At 69.9% G+C, this 17,642-nt stretch carries 18 protein-coding genes and 2 riboswitches; of the genes, 11 read left to right on the plus strand and 7 right to left on the minus strand.

Features of this window, described 5'->3' with window-relative positions:
• Positions 1 to 132: 132 nt before the first annotated feature.
• Genes AQJ54_RS05265 through AQJ54_RS05275 form a run of 3 tightly spaced genes read left to right on the plus strand, consistent with a single transcriptional unit; the run spans position 133 to position 1,696 of the window.
• On the plus strand, positions 133 to 702 hold the full coding sequence (locus AQJ54_RS05265) for an RNA polymerase sigma factor (protein ID WP_051735361.1): 570 nt from the start codon (positions 133 to 135) through the stop codon (positions 700 to 702).
• Positions 699 to 1,349, plus strand: coding sequence for an Asp23/Gls24 family envelope stress response protein (locus tag AQJ54_RS05270; protein WP_062234332.1), 651 nt, complete (start codon positions 699 to 701; stop codon positions 1,347 to 1,349). Before AQJ54_RS05265 ends, AQJ54_RS05270 begins: the two co-directional genes overlap by 4 nt.
• Complete coding sequence (locus AQJ54_RS05275) at positions 1,346 to 1,696, plus strand: Asp23/Gls24 family envelope stress response protein (RefSeq protein WP_062234333.1); 351 nt, start codon at positions 1,346 to 1,348, stop codon at positions 1,694 to 1,696. Before AQJ54_RS05270 ends, AQJ54_RS05275 begins: the two co-directional genes overlap by 4 nt.
• A gap of 34 nt (positions 1,697 to 1,730) precedes the next feature.
• Here AQJ54_RS05275 and AQJ54_RS05280 read toward each other — a convergent pair whose 3' ends face one another.
• The 7 genes from AQJ54_RS05280 to gcvT form a co-directional block, all read right to left on the minus strand.
• Positions 1,731 to 2,483 (minus strand): anti-sigma factor, encoded by a 753-nt coding sequence (locus tag AQJ54_RS05280; RefSeq protein ID WP_062234336.1) that lies wholly within the window; start codon positions 2,481 to 2,483, stop codon positions 1,731 to 1,733.
• A complete protein-coding gene (locus tag AQJ54_RS05285; protein WP_062026875.1) occupies positions 2,480 to 3,064 on the minus strand; it encodes a sigma-70 family RNA polymerase sigma factor in 585 nt (194 codons plus the stop codon). Before AQJ54_RS05285 ends, AQJ54_RS05280 begins: the two co-directional genes overlap by 4 nt.
• Before the next feature lie 108 nt (positions 3,065 to 3,172).
• Positions 3,173 to 3,535 (minus strand): hypothetical protein, encoded by a 363-nt coding sequence (locus AQJ54_RS05290; protein ID WP_062234339.1) that lies wholly within the window; start codon positions 3,533 to 3,535, stop codon positions 3,173 to 3,175.
• 35 nt (positions 3,536 to 3,570) lie between these two features.
• Positions 3,571 to 4,938: an L-serine ammonia-lyase gene (locus AQJ54_RS05295; RefSeq protein ID WP_062026854.1), complete on the minus strand. Its 1,368-nt coding sequence runs from the start codon at positions 4,936 to 4,938 to the stop codon at positions 3,571 to 3,573.
• Between the two features lie 56 nt (positions 4,939 to 4,994).
• Positions 4,995 to 6,281 carry a serine hydroxymethyltransferase gene (gene glyA, locus AQJ54_RS05300; RefSeq protein ID WP_062026853.1) on the minus strand — a complete coding sequence of 429 codons (1,287 nt, stop codon included), beginning with the start codon at positions 6,279 to 6,281 and terminating at the stop codon, positions 4,995 to 4,997.
• 15 nt (positions 6,282 to 6,296) lie between these two features.
• On the minus strand, positions 6,297 to 6,674 hold the full coding sequence (gene gcvH, locus AQJ54_RS05305) for a glycine cleavage system protein GcvH (protein ID WP_062026852.1): 378 nt from the start codon (positions 6,672 to 6,674) through the stop codon (positions 6,297 to 6,299).
• Positions 6,675 to 6,772: 98 nt separating this feature from the next.
• Positions 6,773 to 7,888: a glycine cleavage system aminomethyltransferase GcvT gene (gene gcvT, locus AQJ54_RS05310; protein ID WP_062234342.1), complete on the minus strand. Its 1,116-nt coding sequence runs from the start codon at positions 7,886 to 7,888 to the stop codon at positions 6,773 to 6,775.
• Between the two features lie 44 nt (positions 7,889 to 7,932).
• Positions 7,933 to 8,034: riboswitch (glycine riboswitch) on the minus strand.
• Positions 8,035 to 8,131: riboswitch (glycine riboswitch) on the minus strand.
• Between the two features lie 187 nt (positions 8,132 to 8,318).
• Here gcvT and AQJ54_RS05315 point away from each other — a divergent pair.
• From AQJ54_RS05315 to AQJ54_RS05350, 8 genes are all read left to right on the plus strand, one after another.
• Positions 8,319 to 8,987, plus strand: a complete 669-nt coding sequence (locus AQJ54_RS05315; protein ID WP_062234344.1) for an AAA family ATPase — start codon at positions 8,319 to 8,321, stop codon at positions 8,985 to 8,987.
• 178 nt (positions 8,988 to 9,165) lie between these two features.
• Positions 9,166 to 9,960, plus strand: a complete 795-nt coding sequence (locus tag AQJ54_RS05320) for an enhanced serine sensitivity protein SseB (RefSeq protein WP_062234347.1) — start codon at positions 9,166 to 9,168, stop codon at positions 9,958 to 9,960.
• 133 nt (positions 9,961 to 10,093) lie between these two features.
• On the plus strand, positions 10,094 to 10,888 hold the full coding sequence (locus AQJ54_RS05325; protein ID WP_062234349.1) for an enhanced serine sensitivity protein SseB C-terminal domain-containing protein: 795 nt from the start codon (positions 10,094 to 10,096) through the stop codon (positions 10,886 to 10,888).
• A gap of 335 nt (positions 10,889 to 11,223) precedes the next feature.
• Positions 11,224 to 12,222 (plus strand): ABC transporter permease, encoded by a 999-nt coding sequence (locus tag AQJ54_RS05330; RefSeq protein ID WP_062026847.1) that lies wholly within the window; start codon positions 11,224 to 11,226, stop codon positions 12,220 to 12,222.
• Between the two features lie 59 nt (positions 12,223 to 12,281).
• On the plus strand, positions 12,282 to 14,033 hold the full coding sequence (locus AQJ54_RS05335; RefSeq protein ID WP_062234936.1) for an ABC transporter substrate-binding protein: 1,752 nt from the start codon (positions 12,282 to 12,284) through the stop codon (positions 14,031 to 14,033).
• Positions 14,034 to 14,102: 69 nt separating this feature from the next.
• Positions 14,103 to 15,110, plus strand: a complete 1,008-nt coding sequence (locus AQJ54_RS05340) for an ABC transporter permease (protein WP_020139913.1) — start codon at positions 14,103 to 14,105, stop codon at positions 15,108 to 15,110.
• Positions 15,107 to 16,198: an ABC transporter ATP-binding protein gene (locus tag AQJ54_RS05345; RefSeq protein WP_062234352.1), complete on the plus strand. Its 1,092-nt coding sequence runs from the start codon at positions 15,107 to 15,109 to the stop codon at positions 16,196 to 16,198. Before AQJ54_RS05340 ends, AQJ54_RS05345 begins: the two co-directional genes overlap by 4 nt.
• Positions 16,195 to 17,556 (plus strand): ABC transporter ATP-binding protein, encoded by a 1,362-nt coding sequence (locus tag AQJ54_RS05350; protein WP_062234355.1) that lies wholly within the window; start codon positions 16,195 to 16,197, stop codon positions 17,554 to 17,556. Before AQJ54_RS05345 ends, AQJ54_RS05350 begins: the two co-directional genes overlap by 4 nt.
• The last annotated feature ends 86 nt before the right edge of the window (positions 17,557 to 17,642 follow it).

The raw sequence follows: 17,642 nt of genomic DNA on the forward strand, positions 1-17,642 counted from the left end.
CTCCGGCTACGGATCCCCTTTAAAAAGGTCTTTCTCTTTCACAGCCCGAAGTCCCGCGTCACAGAGGTCGCGTGGCGGTGTCCAACCACTGGAAGACCGGCTTCCGGGAGACCGGACGAGAGGAGCAACCCAGTGGTGGGTGCACCACCCGACACCCGGCCCGACACGGACGACGCCCTGCTCGTGGTCCGTGCCGCGGAAGGGGACGAGGACGCGTTCGCCGTGCTCGTGCAACGCCACGCGCCGGCGCTCATCCAGCTCGCCACCCGGCTGCTCGGCACCCGGACCGAGGCGGAGGACGCCGTCCAGGACGCCTTCCTCAGCGCCTGGCGGAGGCTGCCCGAGTTCCAGGGGCGCTCCTCCTTCGGCACCTGGATGTACCGGATCGTCACCAACCGGTGCCTGAACGTGCTGCGTTCGCGCAGGCCCACGGCCCCGCTGGAGGCGGTCGGGGACGTGGCCGCGGCCGAGCACAGCACGTCACCGGCCCGGATCACCGAGGGCCGGGACGCGGTGCGCGAACTGCGCGAGGCACTCGACCTGCTCTCCGCCGAACAGCGCGCCTGCTGGGTGCTGCGGGAACTGGACGGACGGTCCTACGAGTTCGTCGCGGAAGCGGTGGGCATCAGCCAGGACGCCGTCCGCGCCCGCGTCTTCCGTGCACGCCGTTGTCTGACACAAGCACTGGGGGCCTGGCGATGACCGACCCGATCGAACCGCCGCACGGCACGTCCACCCACGAGGACGACGACGAACTCCTGCCCTGCGGACGCCTGCTGTCCCGGGCCTGGGCCGACTGGGAGGACCAGGCCCGCGACGACCGGTCCCGGGACGGCGAGGCGGGCGACGCCCACCCGCGAAACTGCCCGCACTGCCGGGAGGCGGTGCGCGGGCTCGACGAACTGGAGTCCGCGGTACGAGGGTTGCGCACCGAGACGGCCGCCGCCGACTCCTACGACAGCGAGCCGCTGACCCGACGGATCATGGACGTCGTCCGCCTCGAACTGCGTCCGGGCCGCCCGCTGCCGCTCGGCGAACCCGCCGAGGACCTGTGGATCATGGAGGCCGTCGCGGCCAGGACCCTGCGCTCCGCGGCGGAGACGGTCCCGGGCGTCCGCGCCGGCTCCTGCCGCCTCCGCCACGTCCATGAGGACGGCACGGTCGAGGTCCGCCTCGACATCCACGCCCCGCTCGGCGTCCCGCTGCCCGACTTCACCGAACGGGTGCGGGAACAGGTGCGGCGGGTGGCCGACCGCGCCCTGGGCATGCCCACGGCGGCCGTGCACCTCAGGGTCACCGACCTCCTCCCCCCGACGGCCGACGACGACCGGGAAGGCCGTACGCCATGAACGACCACACCTCGAACACCCCGTACGGCCGGCTCGCCGCGGAACTGGCCACCTCCGTGACGGAAGTGCCCGGCGTGGCCTTCCTCAGGCCCGGCCTGACCGACCGGCTGCGCACGGCGCTGCCGCGGTCCGCGCCGCACTCCGCCGGGACCGCCGCCGGGGTGCGCCTGACCCGGCCGGACGGCGAGGGACCCTGGCATGTCGAGATCCACGTCGTGGCGCTCCGGCAGGCGCGGACCGTGGACGTGGCCCGCGGGGTCCGCGACGCCGTCGGACACCGGCTGGGCGTCCTGGCCCCCGGCGAGCCCCGGCCCCGGGTCACCGTGACGGTCACGGGTCTCCTCTGAGTCCCCGGCCGTCTGAGTCCCCGGCCGTCGGTGCTCAGCCGGGGAACGCCATCAGGGCGATCGGCGTGGACGTGGGGTGTGTCGAGCCGCCGGCGGGTTCGACGGTGATGCCCATGCCCGACGCCCCGTCGACGTTGCCCCGCATCAGGACGGTCTGGTCGCCGCGGTCGGCGTCCATCAGGCCGGCGGACCGCATGGTCCCCGCGTCGTCGAACCAGAGCTCGTACACCTTTCCGCGGGGCGGCCGGGCCATGCCGGAGACGACGAACACGGCCTTGTCCCTGCTCTGCGAGACGACGACCGTGCCGGTGGCACCCGCGGCCAGGTCGGCGGCCCGCGTCCGGGCGTCCGGCGCCGCGAGCACGGCGGCGATCTCGTCGGCGCTCCGGGACGCCTGACGTGCCTCGGCGCGGGCGTCCGCGGCCTGCTGGTGCTGCCACACGGTCGTCCCGCCGAGCGCCGCGGCCGCGGCGAGACAGGCCGCGAGCGCCCACCGGGACAGCAGCCCGGCCCTCAGCCCGGCACGCACCGGGGAGACCCGGACGGTCGTGCCGGGCGTCTCCTGGCGGACAGTGGTGATCCGGCGCAGCACGTGCTCGCGCAGTGCCGGGGGGACGGGCGCGGCGACGGCCAGTCCCAGCCGGGCCGCGGTCGCGCTCAGCTCGGCCGTCTCCTGCGCGCAGGGCTCGCAGCCCGCGAGATGACGTTCGAAGGAGACGCTCTCCTCGTCGGACAGGGCGTGCAGGGCGTAGGCGCCGGTCAGCCGGTGCAGGTCGACGGTGGTCACGCGGTCACCCCCAGGCAGTCGCGCAGCCGGATCAGCCCGTCGCGCAGTCGGGTCTTCACGGTCCCCAGCGGGAGCCCCAGCGCCTCGGCCACCTCGCGGTAGGTCAGGCCCCGGTAGTAGGCGAGGGTGACGGACTGGCGCTGGAGCTCGGTCAGGGTGCGCAGACAGCGCCGCACCTGCTCCCGCTCCAGGCGCGCCTCGACATGCTCGGCCACCTCGTCGTACTCCGGCACCCTGTCCAGCAGGGCGGCCTTGTGGTCCCGGGCCATCGCGGCGTCCACGGAACGCACCCGGTCCACGGCTCGGCGGTGGGCCAGCGTGAGGATCCAGTTCACCGCGGTCCCGCGGTCCGGCCGGTAGCGGGGAGCCGTCCGCCAGACCTCCACGAGAACCTCCTGCGCCACCTCCTCTGACTGGGCGTGGTCCCGCAGCACGGCCCGCACGACACCCAGCACCGGCCCGGCGACGATGTCGTACACATGGGCGAACGCATCCTCGTCCCCCAGCGCCACCCGCCCCACGAGTTCCTGAAGGTCGGGCCCCTTGGCGGGGTTCCTGACGATATGCACAGCTTCTTTCACCGAGGGCCTCCACCGTCGGGACATGTCCGGACGTAATCCGTTCCCGCGGACCAGGTGGATTGGTTGCGCCGACGACGAATCGGAATCGGGGCGGGCGGCGCGACACCATCAGCCTCCGCGTGGGCGGCGCGAGATCACCTGAGGGAGTTTTCCCGCCTTCCAGTAGCCGTCGAGGATCGTGAGCAGACGCTCGGGGTCGCGGAAGACCTCGGAGATCCGGTCGCCGTACTGCTCGAGGAGGGGGTCACTCTCGACCATCTTGCGGCCGGCCCCCGTGAAGGACGACGAGTAGGCGTGACAGTTGCCGCACCACAGGTAGTTGATCCACGAAGGCTCGCTCCGCCCGTACGTCGTGTGGTGGTAGAGGCGCATGGTCGTGCGGCCGCAGACGGGGCAGGTCCGTTCGGCCACGGGCAGGTGCAGCTGGGCGCCAAGGGTCTCGCGGTGGTTCTGGTCGTAGGGCCGGGTCATGGACCGGGAACCTCTCCGCTTCTCGGGGATTCCCCTCAGCACTCGATGATGTTCACCGCAAGCCCGCCCCGGGCCGTCTCCTTGTATTTCACGCTCATGTCCGCCCCCGTGTCCTTCATCGTCTTGATGACCTTGTCGAGGGAGACCTTGTGGGAGCCGTCGCCGCGCAGGGCCATCTTCGCCGCCGTGACCGCCTTCACCGCGGCCATGCCGTTGCGTTCGATGCAGGGGATCTGGACCAGGCCGCCGACCGGGTCGCAGGTCAGGCCCAGGTTGTGCTCCATGCCGATCTCGGCGGCGTTCTCGACCTGTTCGGGGGAGCCGCCGAGGACCTCCGCCAGCGCGCCCGCCGCCATCGAGCAGGCCGAGCCGACCTCGCCCTGGCAGCCGACCTCCGCGCCGGAGATGGACGCGTTCTCCTTGAAGAGCATGCCGATCGCGCCCGCGGCGAGGAGGAAGCGGACCACGCCGTCCTCGTCCGCGCCGGGCACGAAGTTCATGTAGTAGTGCAGCACCGCGGGGATGATGCCGGCCGCGCCGTTGGTCGGGGCGGTCACCACCCGGCCGCCGGCCGCGTTCTCCTCGTTGACCGCCATCGCGTACAGCGTGATCCACTCCATGGAGTGGGCCAACGCATCGCCCTCCGCCCGGAGTTGACGGGCCGTCACGGCTGCGCGCCGACGCACCCGCAGACCGCCCGGCAGGATGCCCTCCTGGGACATGCCCCGGGAGACACAGGCCCGCATCACGCGCCAGATCTCCAGGAGTCCGGCCCGGATCTCGTCCTCCGTGCGCCAGGCCCGCTCGTTCTCCAGCATCAGGGCGGAGATCGACAGGCCGGTCTCCTTGGTCAGGCGCAGCAGCTCGTCACCCGTGCGGAACGGGTACTTCAGCACCGTGTCGTCGAGCTTGATCCGGTCCTCGCCGACCGCGTCCTCGTCCACGACGAAACCGCCGCCGACCGAGTAGTACGTCTTCGACAGGAGCTCGGCGCCCGAGGCGTCGTAGGCCCACACCGTCATGCCGTTGGCGTGGTACGGGAGCGCCTTGCGGCGGTGCAGCACCAGGTCGTCGTCGAAGGAGAAGGGGATCTCGTGCTCGCCGAGCAGCTTCAGCCGCCCCGCGGACCGGATCTCCGCGACCCTGTCGTCCGCGCCCGCCACGTCCACTGTCCGGGGGGACGCCCCCTCCAGGCCCAGCAGCACCGCCTTCGGGGTGCCGTGGCCGTGGCCGGTCGCGCCCAGGGAGCCGTAGAGCTCGCAGCGGACCGAGGCGACGGCCGGCAGCAGGTCCTCGTTGCGCAGACGGCGGGCGAACATGCGGGCCGCGCGCATCGGGCCGACCGTGTGGGAGCTCGACGGGCCTATGCCGATCGAGAACAGGTCGAAGACCGAGATGGCCACGGGAACTCCTTCAAAAAGGGTGGGGGCACACGTCGTCGGGTGCCCCCACCGTGGAACTACTTGTTCAGGCCGTTGAGGCCGGGGTACAGCGGGTGCTTGTCGGCCAGCGCCTTGACGCGGGCCTTCAGCGACTCCACGTCGGCCTCCCCGAAGGGAGAGGGCGCCTTCAGGGCCGCCGCGATGACGTCCGCGACCTCGGCGAAGTCCTCGGCCGTGAAGCCGCGCGTCGCGAGCGCGGGCGTGCCGATCCGCAGACCCGACGTGACCATCGGCGGACGCGGGTCGTTCGGGACGGCGTTGCGGTTGACCGTGATGCCGACCTCGTGGAGACGGTCCTCGGCCTGCTTGCCGTCCAGCTCGGACTCGCGCAGGTCGACGAGGATGAGGTGCACGTCGGTGCCGCCGGAGAGCACGTTGACCCCGGCCTCCCGGGCGTCGTCGGCCGTCAGGCGCTCGGCGAGGATGCGCGCGCCCTCCACCGTACGCCGCTGGCGCTCCTTGAACTCCTCGCCCGCCGCCACCTTGAAGGACACCGCCTTCGCCGCGATCACGTGCTCCAGGGGACCGCCCTGGAAGCCCGGGAAGACGGAGGAGTTCAGCTTCTTCGCGAAGTCCTTCTTCGCCAGGATGATCCCGCCGCGCGGGCCGCCCAGGGTCTTGTGGGTCGTGGAGGTGACCACGTCCGCGTACTCGACCGGGTTCGGGTGCAGCCCGGCCGCGACCAGACCGGCGAAGTGCGCCATGTCGACCCACAGGTACGCCCCGACCTCGTCGGCGATCCGCCGGAACTCCGCGAAGTCCAGCTGCCGCGGGTACGCGGACCAGCCCGCGATGATCACCTTCGGCCGGTGCTCGCGCGCGAGCTTCTCCAGCTCGGCCATGTCGACGAGGCCCGACTCGTCCACGTGGTACGCGACCACGTTGAACTGCTTGCCGGAGAAGTTCAGCCGCATCCCGTGGGTCAGGTGACCGCCGTGCGCGAGGTCGAGACCGAGGATGGTGTCGCCGGGCTGGGCCAGCGCGAACAGGGCGGCCTGGTTGGCGGAGGCACCGGAGTGGGGCTGCACGTTGGCGTACTCGGCGCCGAACAGCTCCTTGAGCCGGTCGATGGCGATCTGCTCGGCCACGTCGACGTGCTCGCAGCCGCCGTAGTAGCGGCGGCCCGGGTAGCCCTCGGCGTACTTGTTGGTGAGGACCGAGCCCTGCGCCTCCATGACCGCGAGCGGAGCGAAGTTCTCCGAGGCGATCATCTCGAGCGTGGACTGCTGCCTGACCAGCTCGGCGTCGACCGCGGCGGCGATCTCCGGGTCGAGCTCGTGCAGGGGCGTGTTCAGTGCGGACATCAGGTGTACGACTCCTCAGCCGGCGGAAAAGGCGGTGTACTCGTCGGCGGAGAGCAGGTCGGCCGGCTCCTCCGCGACGCGTACCTTGAACAGCCAGCCGCCCTCGAAGGGGGCGGAGTTCACCAGCGACGGGTCGTTGACGACGTCCTCGTTGACCTCGGTGACCTCACCGGAGACGGGGGAGTACAGGTCGGAGACCGACTTGGTCGACTCCAGCTCGCCGCAGGTCTCGCCCGCGGTCACCGTGTCACCGACCTCGGGGAGCTGGACGAAGACGACATCGCCGAGCGCGTTGGCCGCGTGCTCCGTGATGCCGACCGTCGAGACGCCGTCCTCGGCGCCCGACAGCCACTCGTGCTCCTTGCTGTAACGCAGCTGCTGGGGGTTGCTCATGGCCTGAATTCTCCTGTACGCGGGGGACTGCTGACGAAGGGGGGACTGCGGAAGGCGTGCGTGAGCCGTGACTCCGTGCTCAGCATCACCTACGGCGGTTACTTCTGGCGCTTGTAGAACGGCAGCGCCACGACCTCGTACGGCTCGTGGCTGCCCCGGATGTCCACACCGACACCCTCCGTGCCGGGAGCGGCGTACATGGGCTCGACGTAGGCCATCGCGATGGGCTTGCCCAGCGTGGGGGAGGGGGCCCCGGAGGTGACCTCGCCGATCACCTTGCCCTCGGCCACGACGGCGTACCCGGCCCGGGGGACCCGGCGCCCTTCGGCGATCAGGCCGACCAGGACGCGCGGTCCCTCGTGGTTGCTGTGCTCGGCGGCCACCCGCAGGGCCTCGCGGCCCACGAAGTCGCCCTTGTCGAACTTCACGACCCGGCCGAGGCCCGCGTCGTAGGGGGTCAGGTCGGCGGACAGCTCGTGCCCGTAGAGCGGCATGCCCGCCTCCAGGCGCAGTGTGTCCCGGCAGGACAGCCCGCAGGGGACCAGGCCGACGCCCTCGCCGGCCTTGGTGAGCGCCTGCCACAGCTCGACCGCGTGCTCGGGCTTCACGAACAGCTCGAAGCCGTCCTCGCCGGTGTAGCCGGTGCGCGCGATGAGGGCGGGGACCCCCGCGACCGTGCCGGGCAGACCGGCGTAGTACTTGAGGCCGTCGAGGTCGGCGTCGGTCAGCGACTTCACGATGCCCGGGGACTCGGGCCCCTGCACGGCGATCAGCGCGTACGCGTCCCGGTCGTCCCGTACCTCGGCGTCGAAGCCGGCCGCGCGCTCGGTCAGCGCGTCGAGGACGACCTGGGCGTTGGAGGCGTTGGCGACCACCATGTACTCGGTCTCGCCCAGCCGGTAGACGATCAGGTCGTCCAGGATGCCGCCGTCGGCCTGGCAGATCATGGTGTAGCGGGCCCGGCCGACACCGACCGAGGCGATGTTGCCGACGAGGGCGAAGTTCAGCAGCTCGGCGGCCTGCGGTCCGGTCACGGTGATCTCGCCCATGTGGGAGAGGTCGAAGAGTCCGGCCCTGGTGCGCACCGCGTTGTGCTCGTCGCGCTCGGAGCCGTAGCGCAGGGGCATGTCCCAGCCCGCGAAGTCGGTCATCGTGGCACCGAGGGAGCGGTGCAGGGCGTCGAGCGCGGTGTGCCGGGGTGCAGAACTGGTCATCGGACGGTCGTCTCCAGAATCCAAGGCATGACAGGCGAGGTCTTTCCTCCCCATCTGTCATCGGAACCTGAGAGGTTCGCCATGAAGGACATGACTTGCACCGTGGGTGGGGCCACCGGCATCGGCGGCCCGCTTTTCAGATGTGCCTCGCCCGCGCGGTAACGGGGCCTGAGAGATTCAAGGGAGGGACTTGCTCCTTCGGCGCCCGGGTACACGTACCCGGAACTCTCCCGCGCGGATTCAAACGGCCGGTATGCAGTTGGCGCCGCCATCATTGCACGCCTTCGAGGCCGACGTCAGGGCCGGATCGGAGGCCCCCTTCTGTAACCGGTCTGTGGCGGTACGCGTACAGAAACGCGAGAGATCATCCATTACCTTCTCTTTACGCTCGGTGGGGAGGGGTAGAACCCCCTGAACCCGGAGGAGGACGATGACGGTGAACAGGACCACCGCGTACGCGACGACCTCGGGCATCGCGCTGCCCAAGCAGCCCGCGGCGCCGGCCGTCGAGGCCCGCGGCACCCGCCCCGTCGTCCGTGATCTGCGCGAGCGCGCGGGTCACAGCCCGCACGCCCTGCTCTTCGGTCCCCAGGACCTCGTCGTCGTTACCGGCCTGCCCGGCAGCGGCAAGTCCACCCTCATGAAGCGGGCGGTCACCGGCACCCGCGTCGACTCCCAGGACACCCGCGACCGCTGGGACGGCCTGCTGTCCGGCTTCCTGCCGTACGCCGTCTACCGCCCCCTGGTCCGGCTCGCGCACTACGCCGGACTGCGCCGCGCCCTGCGTTCCGGCGCCGGAGTGGTGGTGCACGACTGCGGGACCCAGACCTGGGTGCGCGGCTGGCTGGCCCGCGAGGCCCGCCGCCGCGGCGGCACCCTGCACCTGCTGCTCCTCGACGTCACGACGGACACCGCGCTCGAGGGTCAGCGCGAGCGCGGCCGGGGCGTCTCCCGGTACGCCTTCCTGCGGCACCGGGGCGCGGCCGCCCGCCTGATCCGCTCCGTGGAACGCGGCGACCTGCCCCCGGGCTGCGGCTCGGCGGTCCTGATCGACCGCGACGCGGCGGACGTCCTGAAGAGGATCGGCTTCACGGGCTGAGCCCACACATCCTGGCCTCCCGTGCCGAGCCGCACATCCTGGCCTCCCGTGCCGAGCCGCACATCCTGGCTTCCCGGGCCGAGCCCACACATCCCGGCTTCCCGGGCCGAGCCACACAGCCGGTGCACCCGCTAGCCTTTCAGCCACATCAGCGGTTCACAGCAGGCGGTCAGAACAGATGGACTTCCCGGCGGATCTTCCCGCGGACTTCCCGGCACAGTCGGCACACCCCCACCCGCACGGCGGGTGGCCCGGCAACGAGCTGGAGGAGGTGCTCTCGGCCTCCCTCGGCATCCCCTCGGCCGGCGGACGGATCATCGAGGTCCTCGGCCGCAGCTTCGTCTGGGTCCCGCTGCCCAACGGCGGCGGCCCGCACAGCGGGCCCCTCGACCTGCCCACCCTGGAGATCGCCGGCCAGGCGTATGTCCCGGTCTTCAGCTCCGAGGAGCAGTTCCGCCAGGTCGTCGGCTCGCACCTGTCGTACACGATCGCCCCGGCGGTGGAGTTCGCCCGCGGTCTGCCCCCGCACGTGGGCATCGCCGTGAACCCCGACGGCGTGGTCGGTGTCCCGCTGCCGCCCGCCGCGGTCGCCGACCTGTGCCGGGTGGGCCGCACCCCGCTGGACGGCCCCAACACCGGTGGCCGCGTCAAGCTCTACGAGCCCGACTGGCAGGACGACCCGGTCGACTTCCTGGCCGCCGCCTCGGCCGAGTTCGCGGCGACCGGCGTGGTCCTCACCGCCCGCCGCTGCCTGGCCGCCATCGAGACGGCCGACCCGGTCATGTTCGTCGGCGTCGAACTCTCCCAGTGGGAGGGCGACTTGCGCACCCTCCCGATGGACGCCCTGGGCAGGGCCCTCGGCACGACCCCGGTCCGCTGGCCGGTCAACCTGGTCCTCCTGGACGTGGCGGACGACCCGGTCGGCCACTGGATGCGAGCCCAGGTCCGTCCCTTTTACACCCAGGGGACGTGACTCCGCAGGGGCGCGGGGAACTGCGCGACGAGCCACAGACGACCCGCACTCGCCGACGACGCACAGGTCCCCACCCGGTAGGCGCTTAAGCTGGTTTCATACTCGGGGAACTTTCAAGAAGGGGCGATACGACGTGAGCGCCAGCGGCACCGCGACCGGCACGGTCGAGCACATGCTGCGCCAGGTGACCCCCGGGCGCTACGACGCCTACGAGGCACTGCTGCGCGCCCTCGCGACCCCCACCGCCGGCCAGGTCTGGATGCTGCTGTGGCACGGCCAGGCCGGCTCCCCGGACGCCCAGTACGGAAACATGGAGGTCGACGGCCACGGCTACGCCCCCTGCGTGACCTCGGCCCAGGAACTCTCCGCCAGCGGCTGGAACCGTTCCTACGAGGTCGTCGACGGAGTCGACGTGGCCCGCACCCTCTACCCCGACCACTACGGCCTCTGGCTCAACCCGCACGCCCCGGGCGGCGGCGTCGGCATCCCCTGGCTCGACCTGCGCCGCATCGCCACCGGCCTGGAGCGCCAGCCCGCCGGCCCGCTCCGGCTCTCGGAACCCGGCATCGAGGTCCCGCAGTTCTACGCCCTGCTCGTGCAGAACGCCCACCGCACCCCGGCGGTCCGCTCCCTGCGCCGTGCCTGGGTGCAGCCGGCGCTCGGGGCGCCGTATCTCGCCATCGGCCTGGATGTGTACGACACCAGCCCGTCGGCCGTGGACTCGGTGCGCGCGATGATGCAGCAGTCCATCGGCGCGGTACCGGAGGGGCTGCCGGTGTCGACCGTGGCGATGTCCGACGAGTACGACCCGGTGGCGCTGTGGATGCGCGCGGGGGCCCGGCCCTTCTACGACCGTGAGGCGCACGGCGCGCCCGCGCAGGCCCCGGCGGCCGGGTACGGCTATCCCCCGGCCCGGGGTGCTTACTGAGAGCTACGGCAACCCGTTCGGCTCGTTTACGTAACAGCCACGTTTCTTCGCGCGTAGATAGCGGCGAATCGCGACAGGTGTCCCTTATTGTGCCGTTCTGTCCCAACTGGCATGCGTCCGGGAGGCGTTACCCGCTGTTCGGATAACGGAATCCCTCGTACTGCATCACGGTTACGCATACTTTCTTCGCCAGACCTGGCGGGTGATCGCAGCGAAGCTGAAGACTCCCCAGGCAGACGCAGGAACAGACGTTCCTGTGAGCTGAGCAAGTCGACAAAGCCGTAATCCACGGCGGGTGTAGGCCGGTCACCACCGGCGAGAGGGGTCGGGTCACTGTGACCGCACCGATCGAGACCACCGGGGCGCAGGCCGAGGCGCAGCCTGAGGCTGTCCTCGCCGGCGCCGGCAAGGGGCAGATCGAGGGCCGTTCCCTGGGGCAGATCGCCTGGTCCCGTTTCAAGAGGGACAGGGTGGCGGTCGCCGGTGGCGTGATCGTCATCCTGCTGATCCTGATCGCGGTGCTGGCCCGTCCGATCCAGGCGATCTTCGACCTGGACCCGAACGCCCTGCACCAGGACCTCATCGACCCCAACACCTCGCTGCCCAAGGGCGCCTGGGGCGGCATGAGCTGGGACCACCCGCTCGGCGTGGAGCCGAAGTTCGGCCGCGACATCGCCACCCGCATCCTCGAGGGCTCCTGGGTCTCGCTGGTCGTGGCCTTCGGCGCCACCATCCTGTCGAACACCATCGGCGCGGTCCTCGGCGTGGTCGCCGGGTACTACGGCGGCCGGGTCGACACGATCATCAGCCGGCTGATGGACACCTTCCTGGCGTTCCCGCTGCTGCTGTTCGCCATCGCCATCTCGGCCACCCTGCAGGGCGGCGCCTTCGGGCTGGAGGGTCTGCCGCTGCACATCAGCGTGCTGATCTTCATCATCGGCTTCTTCAACTGGCCCTACCTGGGCCGTATCGTGCGCGGCCAGACCCTGGCCCTGCGCGAGCGGGAGTTCGTCGACGCGTCCCGGGGGATGGGGGCCAAGGGGCCCTACATCCTCTTCCGGGAACTGCTGCCGAACCTCGTCGGCCCGATCATCGTCTACTCGACGCTGCTCATCCCGACCAACATCCTCTTCGAGGCGTCCCTCAGTTTCCTCGGCGTCGGCATCCAGCCTCCGCAGGCGTCCTGGGGCGGCATGATCAACCAGGCGGTCGACTACTACCAGGTCGACCCCCAGTTCATGATCGTGCCTGGTCTGGCCATCTTCGTGACCGTCCTCGCGTTCAACCTGCTCGGCGACGGTCTCCGCGACGCTCTCGACCCGCGCAGCCGCTGACCAACGGCGGCGGTGAGAGTCCACAAGATTTCCGACAATTGAAGGGGAAGCAGACCATCATGCGAAGGTCAGCGCTGGCCGCAGTGGCGGCCATCGGCAGTGCGAGCCTGTTGCTCTCGGCTTGCAGCAAGGCCGATGACAACGACGGTGGAGACGGAAGCAAGTCGGCAGGGGCCAACGCAGCGACCAAGGGTGTCGTCAACGCCTCCACCCAGAAGGGTGGGACGGTCACGTACGAGTACTCCGACGTCCCGGACTCCTTCGACCCCGGCAACACGTACTACGCCTACATGTACAACCTCAGCCGGCTCTACGCCCGCCCGCTGATGACCTTCCAGCCCGGTCCGGGCGAGGAGGGCAACAAGCTGGTCCCGGACCTCGCCGCGAGCGCCGGTCAGCCCAGCGACGGCGGCAAGACCTGGACGTACAAGATCCGTTCGGGTCTGAAGTTCCAGGACGGCACCCCGATCACCTCGAAGGACGTCAAGTACGCCGTCGAGCGCTCCAACTTCGCGCGTGACGTGCTCTCCCTCGGTCCGAACTACTTCCAGCAGTTCCTGACCGGCGGCAAGAACTACAAGGGCCCCTACAAGGACAAGAGCCCCGAGGGCCTGAAGTCCATCGAGACGCCGGACGACACCACGATCGTCTTCAAGCTCGACCGTCCCTTCCAGGAGTTCGACTACCTGGTCGCGACCCCGCAGACGGCTCCGGTCCCGCAGGCCAAGGACACCGGCGTCGACTACGTCAAGAACATCGTGTCCTCGGGCTCGTACAAGTTCCAGAGCTACAAGGAGGGCCAGGAGGCCGTCCTCGTCCGCAACGAGAACTGGGACCCGAAGACCGACCCGCTGCGCAAGCAGTACCCGGACAAGATCGTCGTCAAGCTGAAGGTCAACGCCGAGACGATCGACCAGGACGTCCAGGCCGGCGACGCCATCGACCTCGGTGGTACCGGTGTCCAGGCCGCCACCCAGGCGAAGGTCGTCAACGACTCCAAGCTGAAGGCCAACACGGACAACACCTACGGTGGCCGTCTGGTCTACATGGCGATCAACACCCAGGTCGCGCCGTTCGACAAGGTCGAGTGCCGCAAGGCCGTCGAGTACGCCATCGACAAGGTCTCCGTGCAGACCGCCGAGGGCGGCCCGATCCGCGGTGACATCGCCACCACCGTGCTGCCGCCGGACGTCATCGGCTACCAGAAGGCCGACGTCTACGCGACCGACGGCAACAAGGGCGACGTGGCCAAGGCCAAGGAGCAGCTGAAGGCCTGCGGCAAGTCGACCATCAGCACCAACCTCTCGGCGCGCAGCGACCGTCCGCAGGAGATCGACGCGGCCACCGCGATCATCGCCTCGCTGAAGAAGGTCGGCATCAACGCCAGCCTGAAGCAGTACCCGTCGGGCAAGTACTTCACCGACTACGCCGGTGTGCCCACCTTCGACAAGAAGCAGAACATCGGCCTGCACATGATGCAGTGGGGTGCCGACTGGAACTCCGGTTACGGCTTCCTCCAGCAGATCCTCAACGGCGGCGCCATCGGCACCTCCGGCAACACCAACCTCTCGTACCTGAACGACAAGCAGATCAACGAGATGCTGGAGAAGGCCATCGCCACCGAGGACGACGCCACGCGCAACGGCCTGTACGCCCAGATCGACAAGCGTGCGATGGACCTGGGGGCGCTGGTCCCGCTGACCTACTTCAAGGTCCTGCTGTACCGTCCGGCCGGCTTCACCAACCTGGTGTCCACGGCGGCCTTCAGCGGTCAGTACGACTACCTCAACATCGGCACGACCAAGAAGTAGCCCCGGAAGGCAGGTGAAGGCATTGGTGCCCGTGGGCTTCGCGGCCCACGGGCACCAGCGCCGGTCCCCGTGATCTCGTACATCCTCCGTCGGACGTTCGCGGCAGTGATCCTGCTGTTGGTCGTCACCGCGGTCACCTTCGCGATCTTCTTCCTGCTGCCGCGGATGGCCGGCCAGACCGCCGACCAGCTCGCGCAGCAGTACCTCGGGAAGAGCCCGTCGAAGGCGGACATCCTCGCGGTCAAGCAGAACCTGGGTCTGGACGACCCCCTGTACCTCCAGTACTGGCACTTCATCAAGGGTGTCGTGTCCGGGGCCACCTACAACCTGGGTCCCACCACCGCGCACTGCGACGCACCGTGCTTCGGCTACTCCTTCAAGACCCACGAGGCGGTCTGGCCGCAGCTCACCTCGCGCATCCCCGTGACCGCGTCGCTGGCCCTCGGTGCCGCCGTGCTGTGGCTGGTCTCCGGTGTCGTGATCGGTGTGATCTCCGCGCTCAAGCCCGGCAGCTTCTTCGACCGCAGCTTCATGGGCGTCGCCCTCGCCGGTGTCTCGCTGCCCATGTTCTTCACGGGCAACCTGGCGCTGCTGCTCTTCACCTACCAGTGGCCGATCTTCGGCCGCACCTATGTGCCGTTCACGGAGAACCCGGCCCAGTGGGCCAACACGCTCTTCCCGGCCTGGTGCTCGCTCGCCCTGCTGTACTCCGCCATCTACGCGCGGCTGACCCGTTCGGGCATGCTGGAGACGATGAACGAGGACTTCATCCGCACGGCCCGCGCCAAGGGCCTGCGCGAGCGCAACGTGGTCGGCCGGCACGGCCTGAGGGCCGCCCTGACGCCGATCATCACGGTGTTCGGCATGGACCTGGGTCTGCTGCTCGGCGGTGCGGTGATCACCGAGACCGTGTTCTCGCTGCCCGGCATCGGTCAGTACGCGGTCCAGGGCATCACCGACAACGACCTGCCCCCGATCCTCGGCGTCACCCTGCTGGCCGCCATCTTCGTCGTCGTAGCAAATCTCCTGGTGGACCTGTTGTACGCCGCCGCCGACCCGCGGGTGAGGCTCTCGTGACCGAACTGTCCAAGACCGGTGCCGCCCTGGGCGAGCCCGCGCCCGGCAACGCTCCCGACGCCTTCCTCGCGGTCCGCGACCTCAAGGTGCACTTCCCGACCGACGACGGCCTGGTCAAGTCCGTCGACGGGCTCAGCTTCGAGGTGGAGAAGGGCAAGACCCTCTGCATCGTCGGCGAGTCCGGGTCCGGGAAGTCCGTCACCTCGCTGGCGATCATGGGCCTGCACCGGCTGGGGGCGCGCGGCAAGAACGTGCAGATGTCCGGCGAGATCTGGCTGGGCGGCAAGGAGCTGGTCTCCGCCGACCCGGACGAGGTGCGTCGGCTTCGCGGTCGCGAGATGGCGATGATCTTCCAGGACCCGCTGTCCGCGATGCACCCGTACTACACGATCGGCAACCAGATCGTGGAGGCGTACCGGGTCCACCACGACGTCAACAAGAAGACCGCGCGCAAGCGGGCCATCGAGATGCTCGACCGGGTCGGCATCCCCGAGCCCGACAAGCGTGTCGACGGTTACCCGCACGAGTTCTCCGGCGGTATGCGCCAGCGCGCGATGATCGCCATGGCGCTGGTCAACAACCCCGAGCTGCTCATCGCGGACGAGCCGACGACGGCCCTCGACGTCACCGTCCAGGCGCAGATCCTCGACCTGATCCGCGACCTCCAGAAGGAGTTCGGCTCCGCGGTCGTCCTCATCACCCACGACCTGGGTGTGGTCGCCGAGATCGCCGACGACGTCCTCGTGATGTACGGCGGCCGGTGCGTGGAGCGCGGCAGCGTCGACGACGTCTTCGAGCGCCCGCAGCACCCGTACACCTGGGGTCTGCTGGGCTCGATGCCGCGCATCGACCGGGAGACCTCCGAGCGGCTCATCCCCGTCAAGGGCCAGCCGCCGAGCCTCATCAACGTCCCCTCGGGCTGCGCCTTCCACCCCCGCTGCCCGTACGCGGACATCCCCAAGGGCGATGTCACCCGTACCGTGCGCCCGGAGCTCCAGCAGGTCGGCGGCGGGCACTTCTCCGCGTGCCACCTCTCGCCGGAGGACCGCACGCGGATCTGGACCGAAGAGATTGCGCCGAAGCTGTGAGTGAGACGAAGAAGACGGATGCGGATGTGAGCACCGCCCCCGACGAGCGCGAGGTGCTGCTCAAGGTCGAGGGGTTGCAGAAGCACTTCCCGATCCGCAAGGGCGTGCTCCAGCGCCAGGTCGGCGCGGTCAAGGCCGTCGACGGCATCGACTTCGAGGTCCGCAAGGGCGAGACGCTCGGTGTGGTCGGCGAGTCGGGCTGCGGCAAGTCGACCATGGGCCGGGTCATCACGCGGCTCCAGGAACCGACCGGCGGCTCGATCCACTTCGAGGGCCAGGACATCACACGGCTGAAGCCGGCCGGGATGCGTCCGCTGCGGCGGGACATCCAGATGATCTTCCAGGACCCGTACGGCTCCCTGAACCCCCGCCACACCATCGGCGGAATCGTCTCGGCACCCTTCCGCCTCCAGGGCGTGGAGCCCGAGGGCGGGGTGAAGAAGGAGGTCCAGCGCCTCCTGGAGCTGGTCGGCCTGAGCCCCGAGCACTACAACCGCTACCCGCACGAGTTCTCCGGCGGTCAGCGTCAGCGCATCGGCATCGCGAGGGCGCTCGCCCTCAAGCCGAAGCTGGTGGTGGCCGACGAGCCGGTGTCGGCCCTCGACGTGTCGATCCAGGCGCAGGTCGTGAACCTCATGGACGACCTCCAGGACGAGCTCGGCCTGACGTACGTGATCATCGCGCACGACCTCTCGGTGGTCCGGCACGTCTCGGACCGCATCGCGGTGATGTACCTCGGCAAGATCGTCGAACTCGCCGACCGCACCTCGCTGTACGAGGCGCCGATGCACCCGTACACCAAGGCCCTGATGTCCGCGGTCCCGGTGCCGGACCCCAAGCGCCGGGGCGCCAAGTCCGAGCGCATCCTGCTGCGCGGCGACGTCCCGTCCCCGATCTCCCCTCCCTCCGGCTGCCGTTTCCACACGCGCTGCTGGAAGGCGACGGAGGTCTGCAAGACGACCGAGCCGCAGCTGATCGAGCTGCGCCCGGGCCAGCGGGTGGCCTGCCACCACCCGGAGAACTTCGCGGACCAGGCTCCGCAGGACACGGTCCTGCTGTCGGTGGCCAAGGAGGCGGCATCGCTGGTCGCCGACGAGGTCCTTGCGGAGTCCGCGGAGACGTCGGCGGCGGTGGCGGCGGAGGTGGCTTCGCCGGAGACGGCGGGGGTGGCCGACACCGAGGTGTCCGAGGAAGTCTCCGAGAAGCCCGAGGTAAAGATCACGAAGACGGGCCCGGGCGCCAAGACCGAGGATCAGTCGACCCACTCAGGGGCGCGGGGAACTGCGCGACCGACCCCCACTGACCCGCAGCCGACCGACGAACCGGAAGCTCCGAGTCAGGAGTCAACCGACAGTTAACGCATGACGAGTTGGCAAAGTCATGCACATGCCCGAACGGGAGAGTGAAGAGTCGTCCCTGTCCGACGTATCGGTACAGGCTCGAA

The sequence above is a fragment of the Streptomyces griseorubiginosus genome (assembly GCF_001514195.1).
Classification (GTDB): Bacteria; Actinomycetota; Actinomycetes; order Streptomycetales; family Streptomycetaceae; genus Streptomyces; species Streptomyces griseorubiginosus.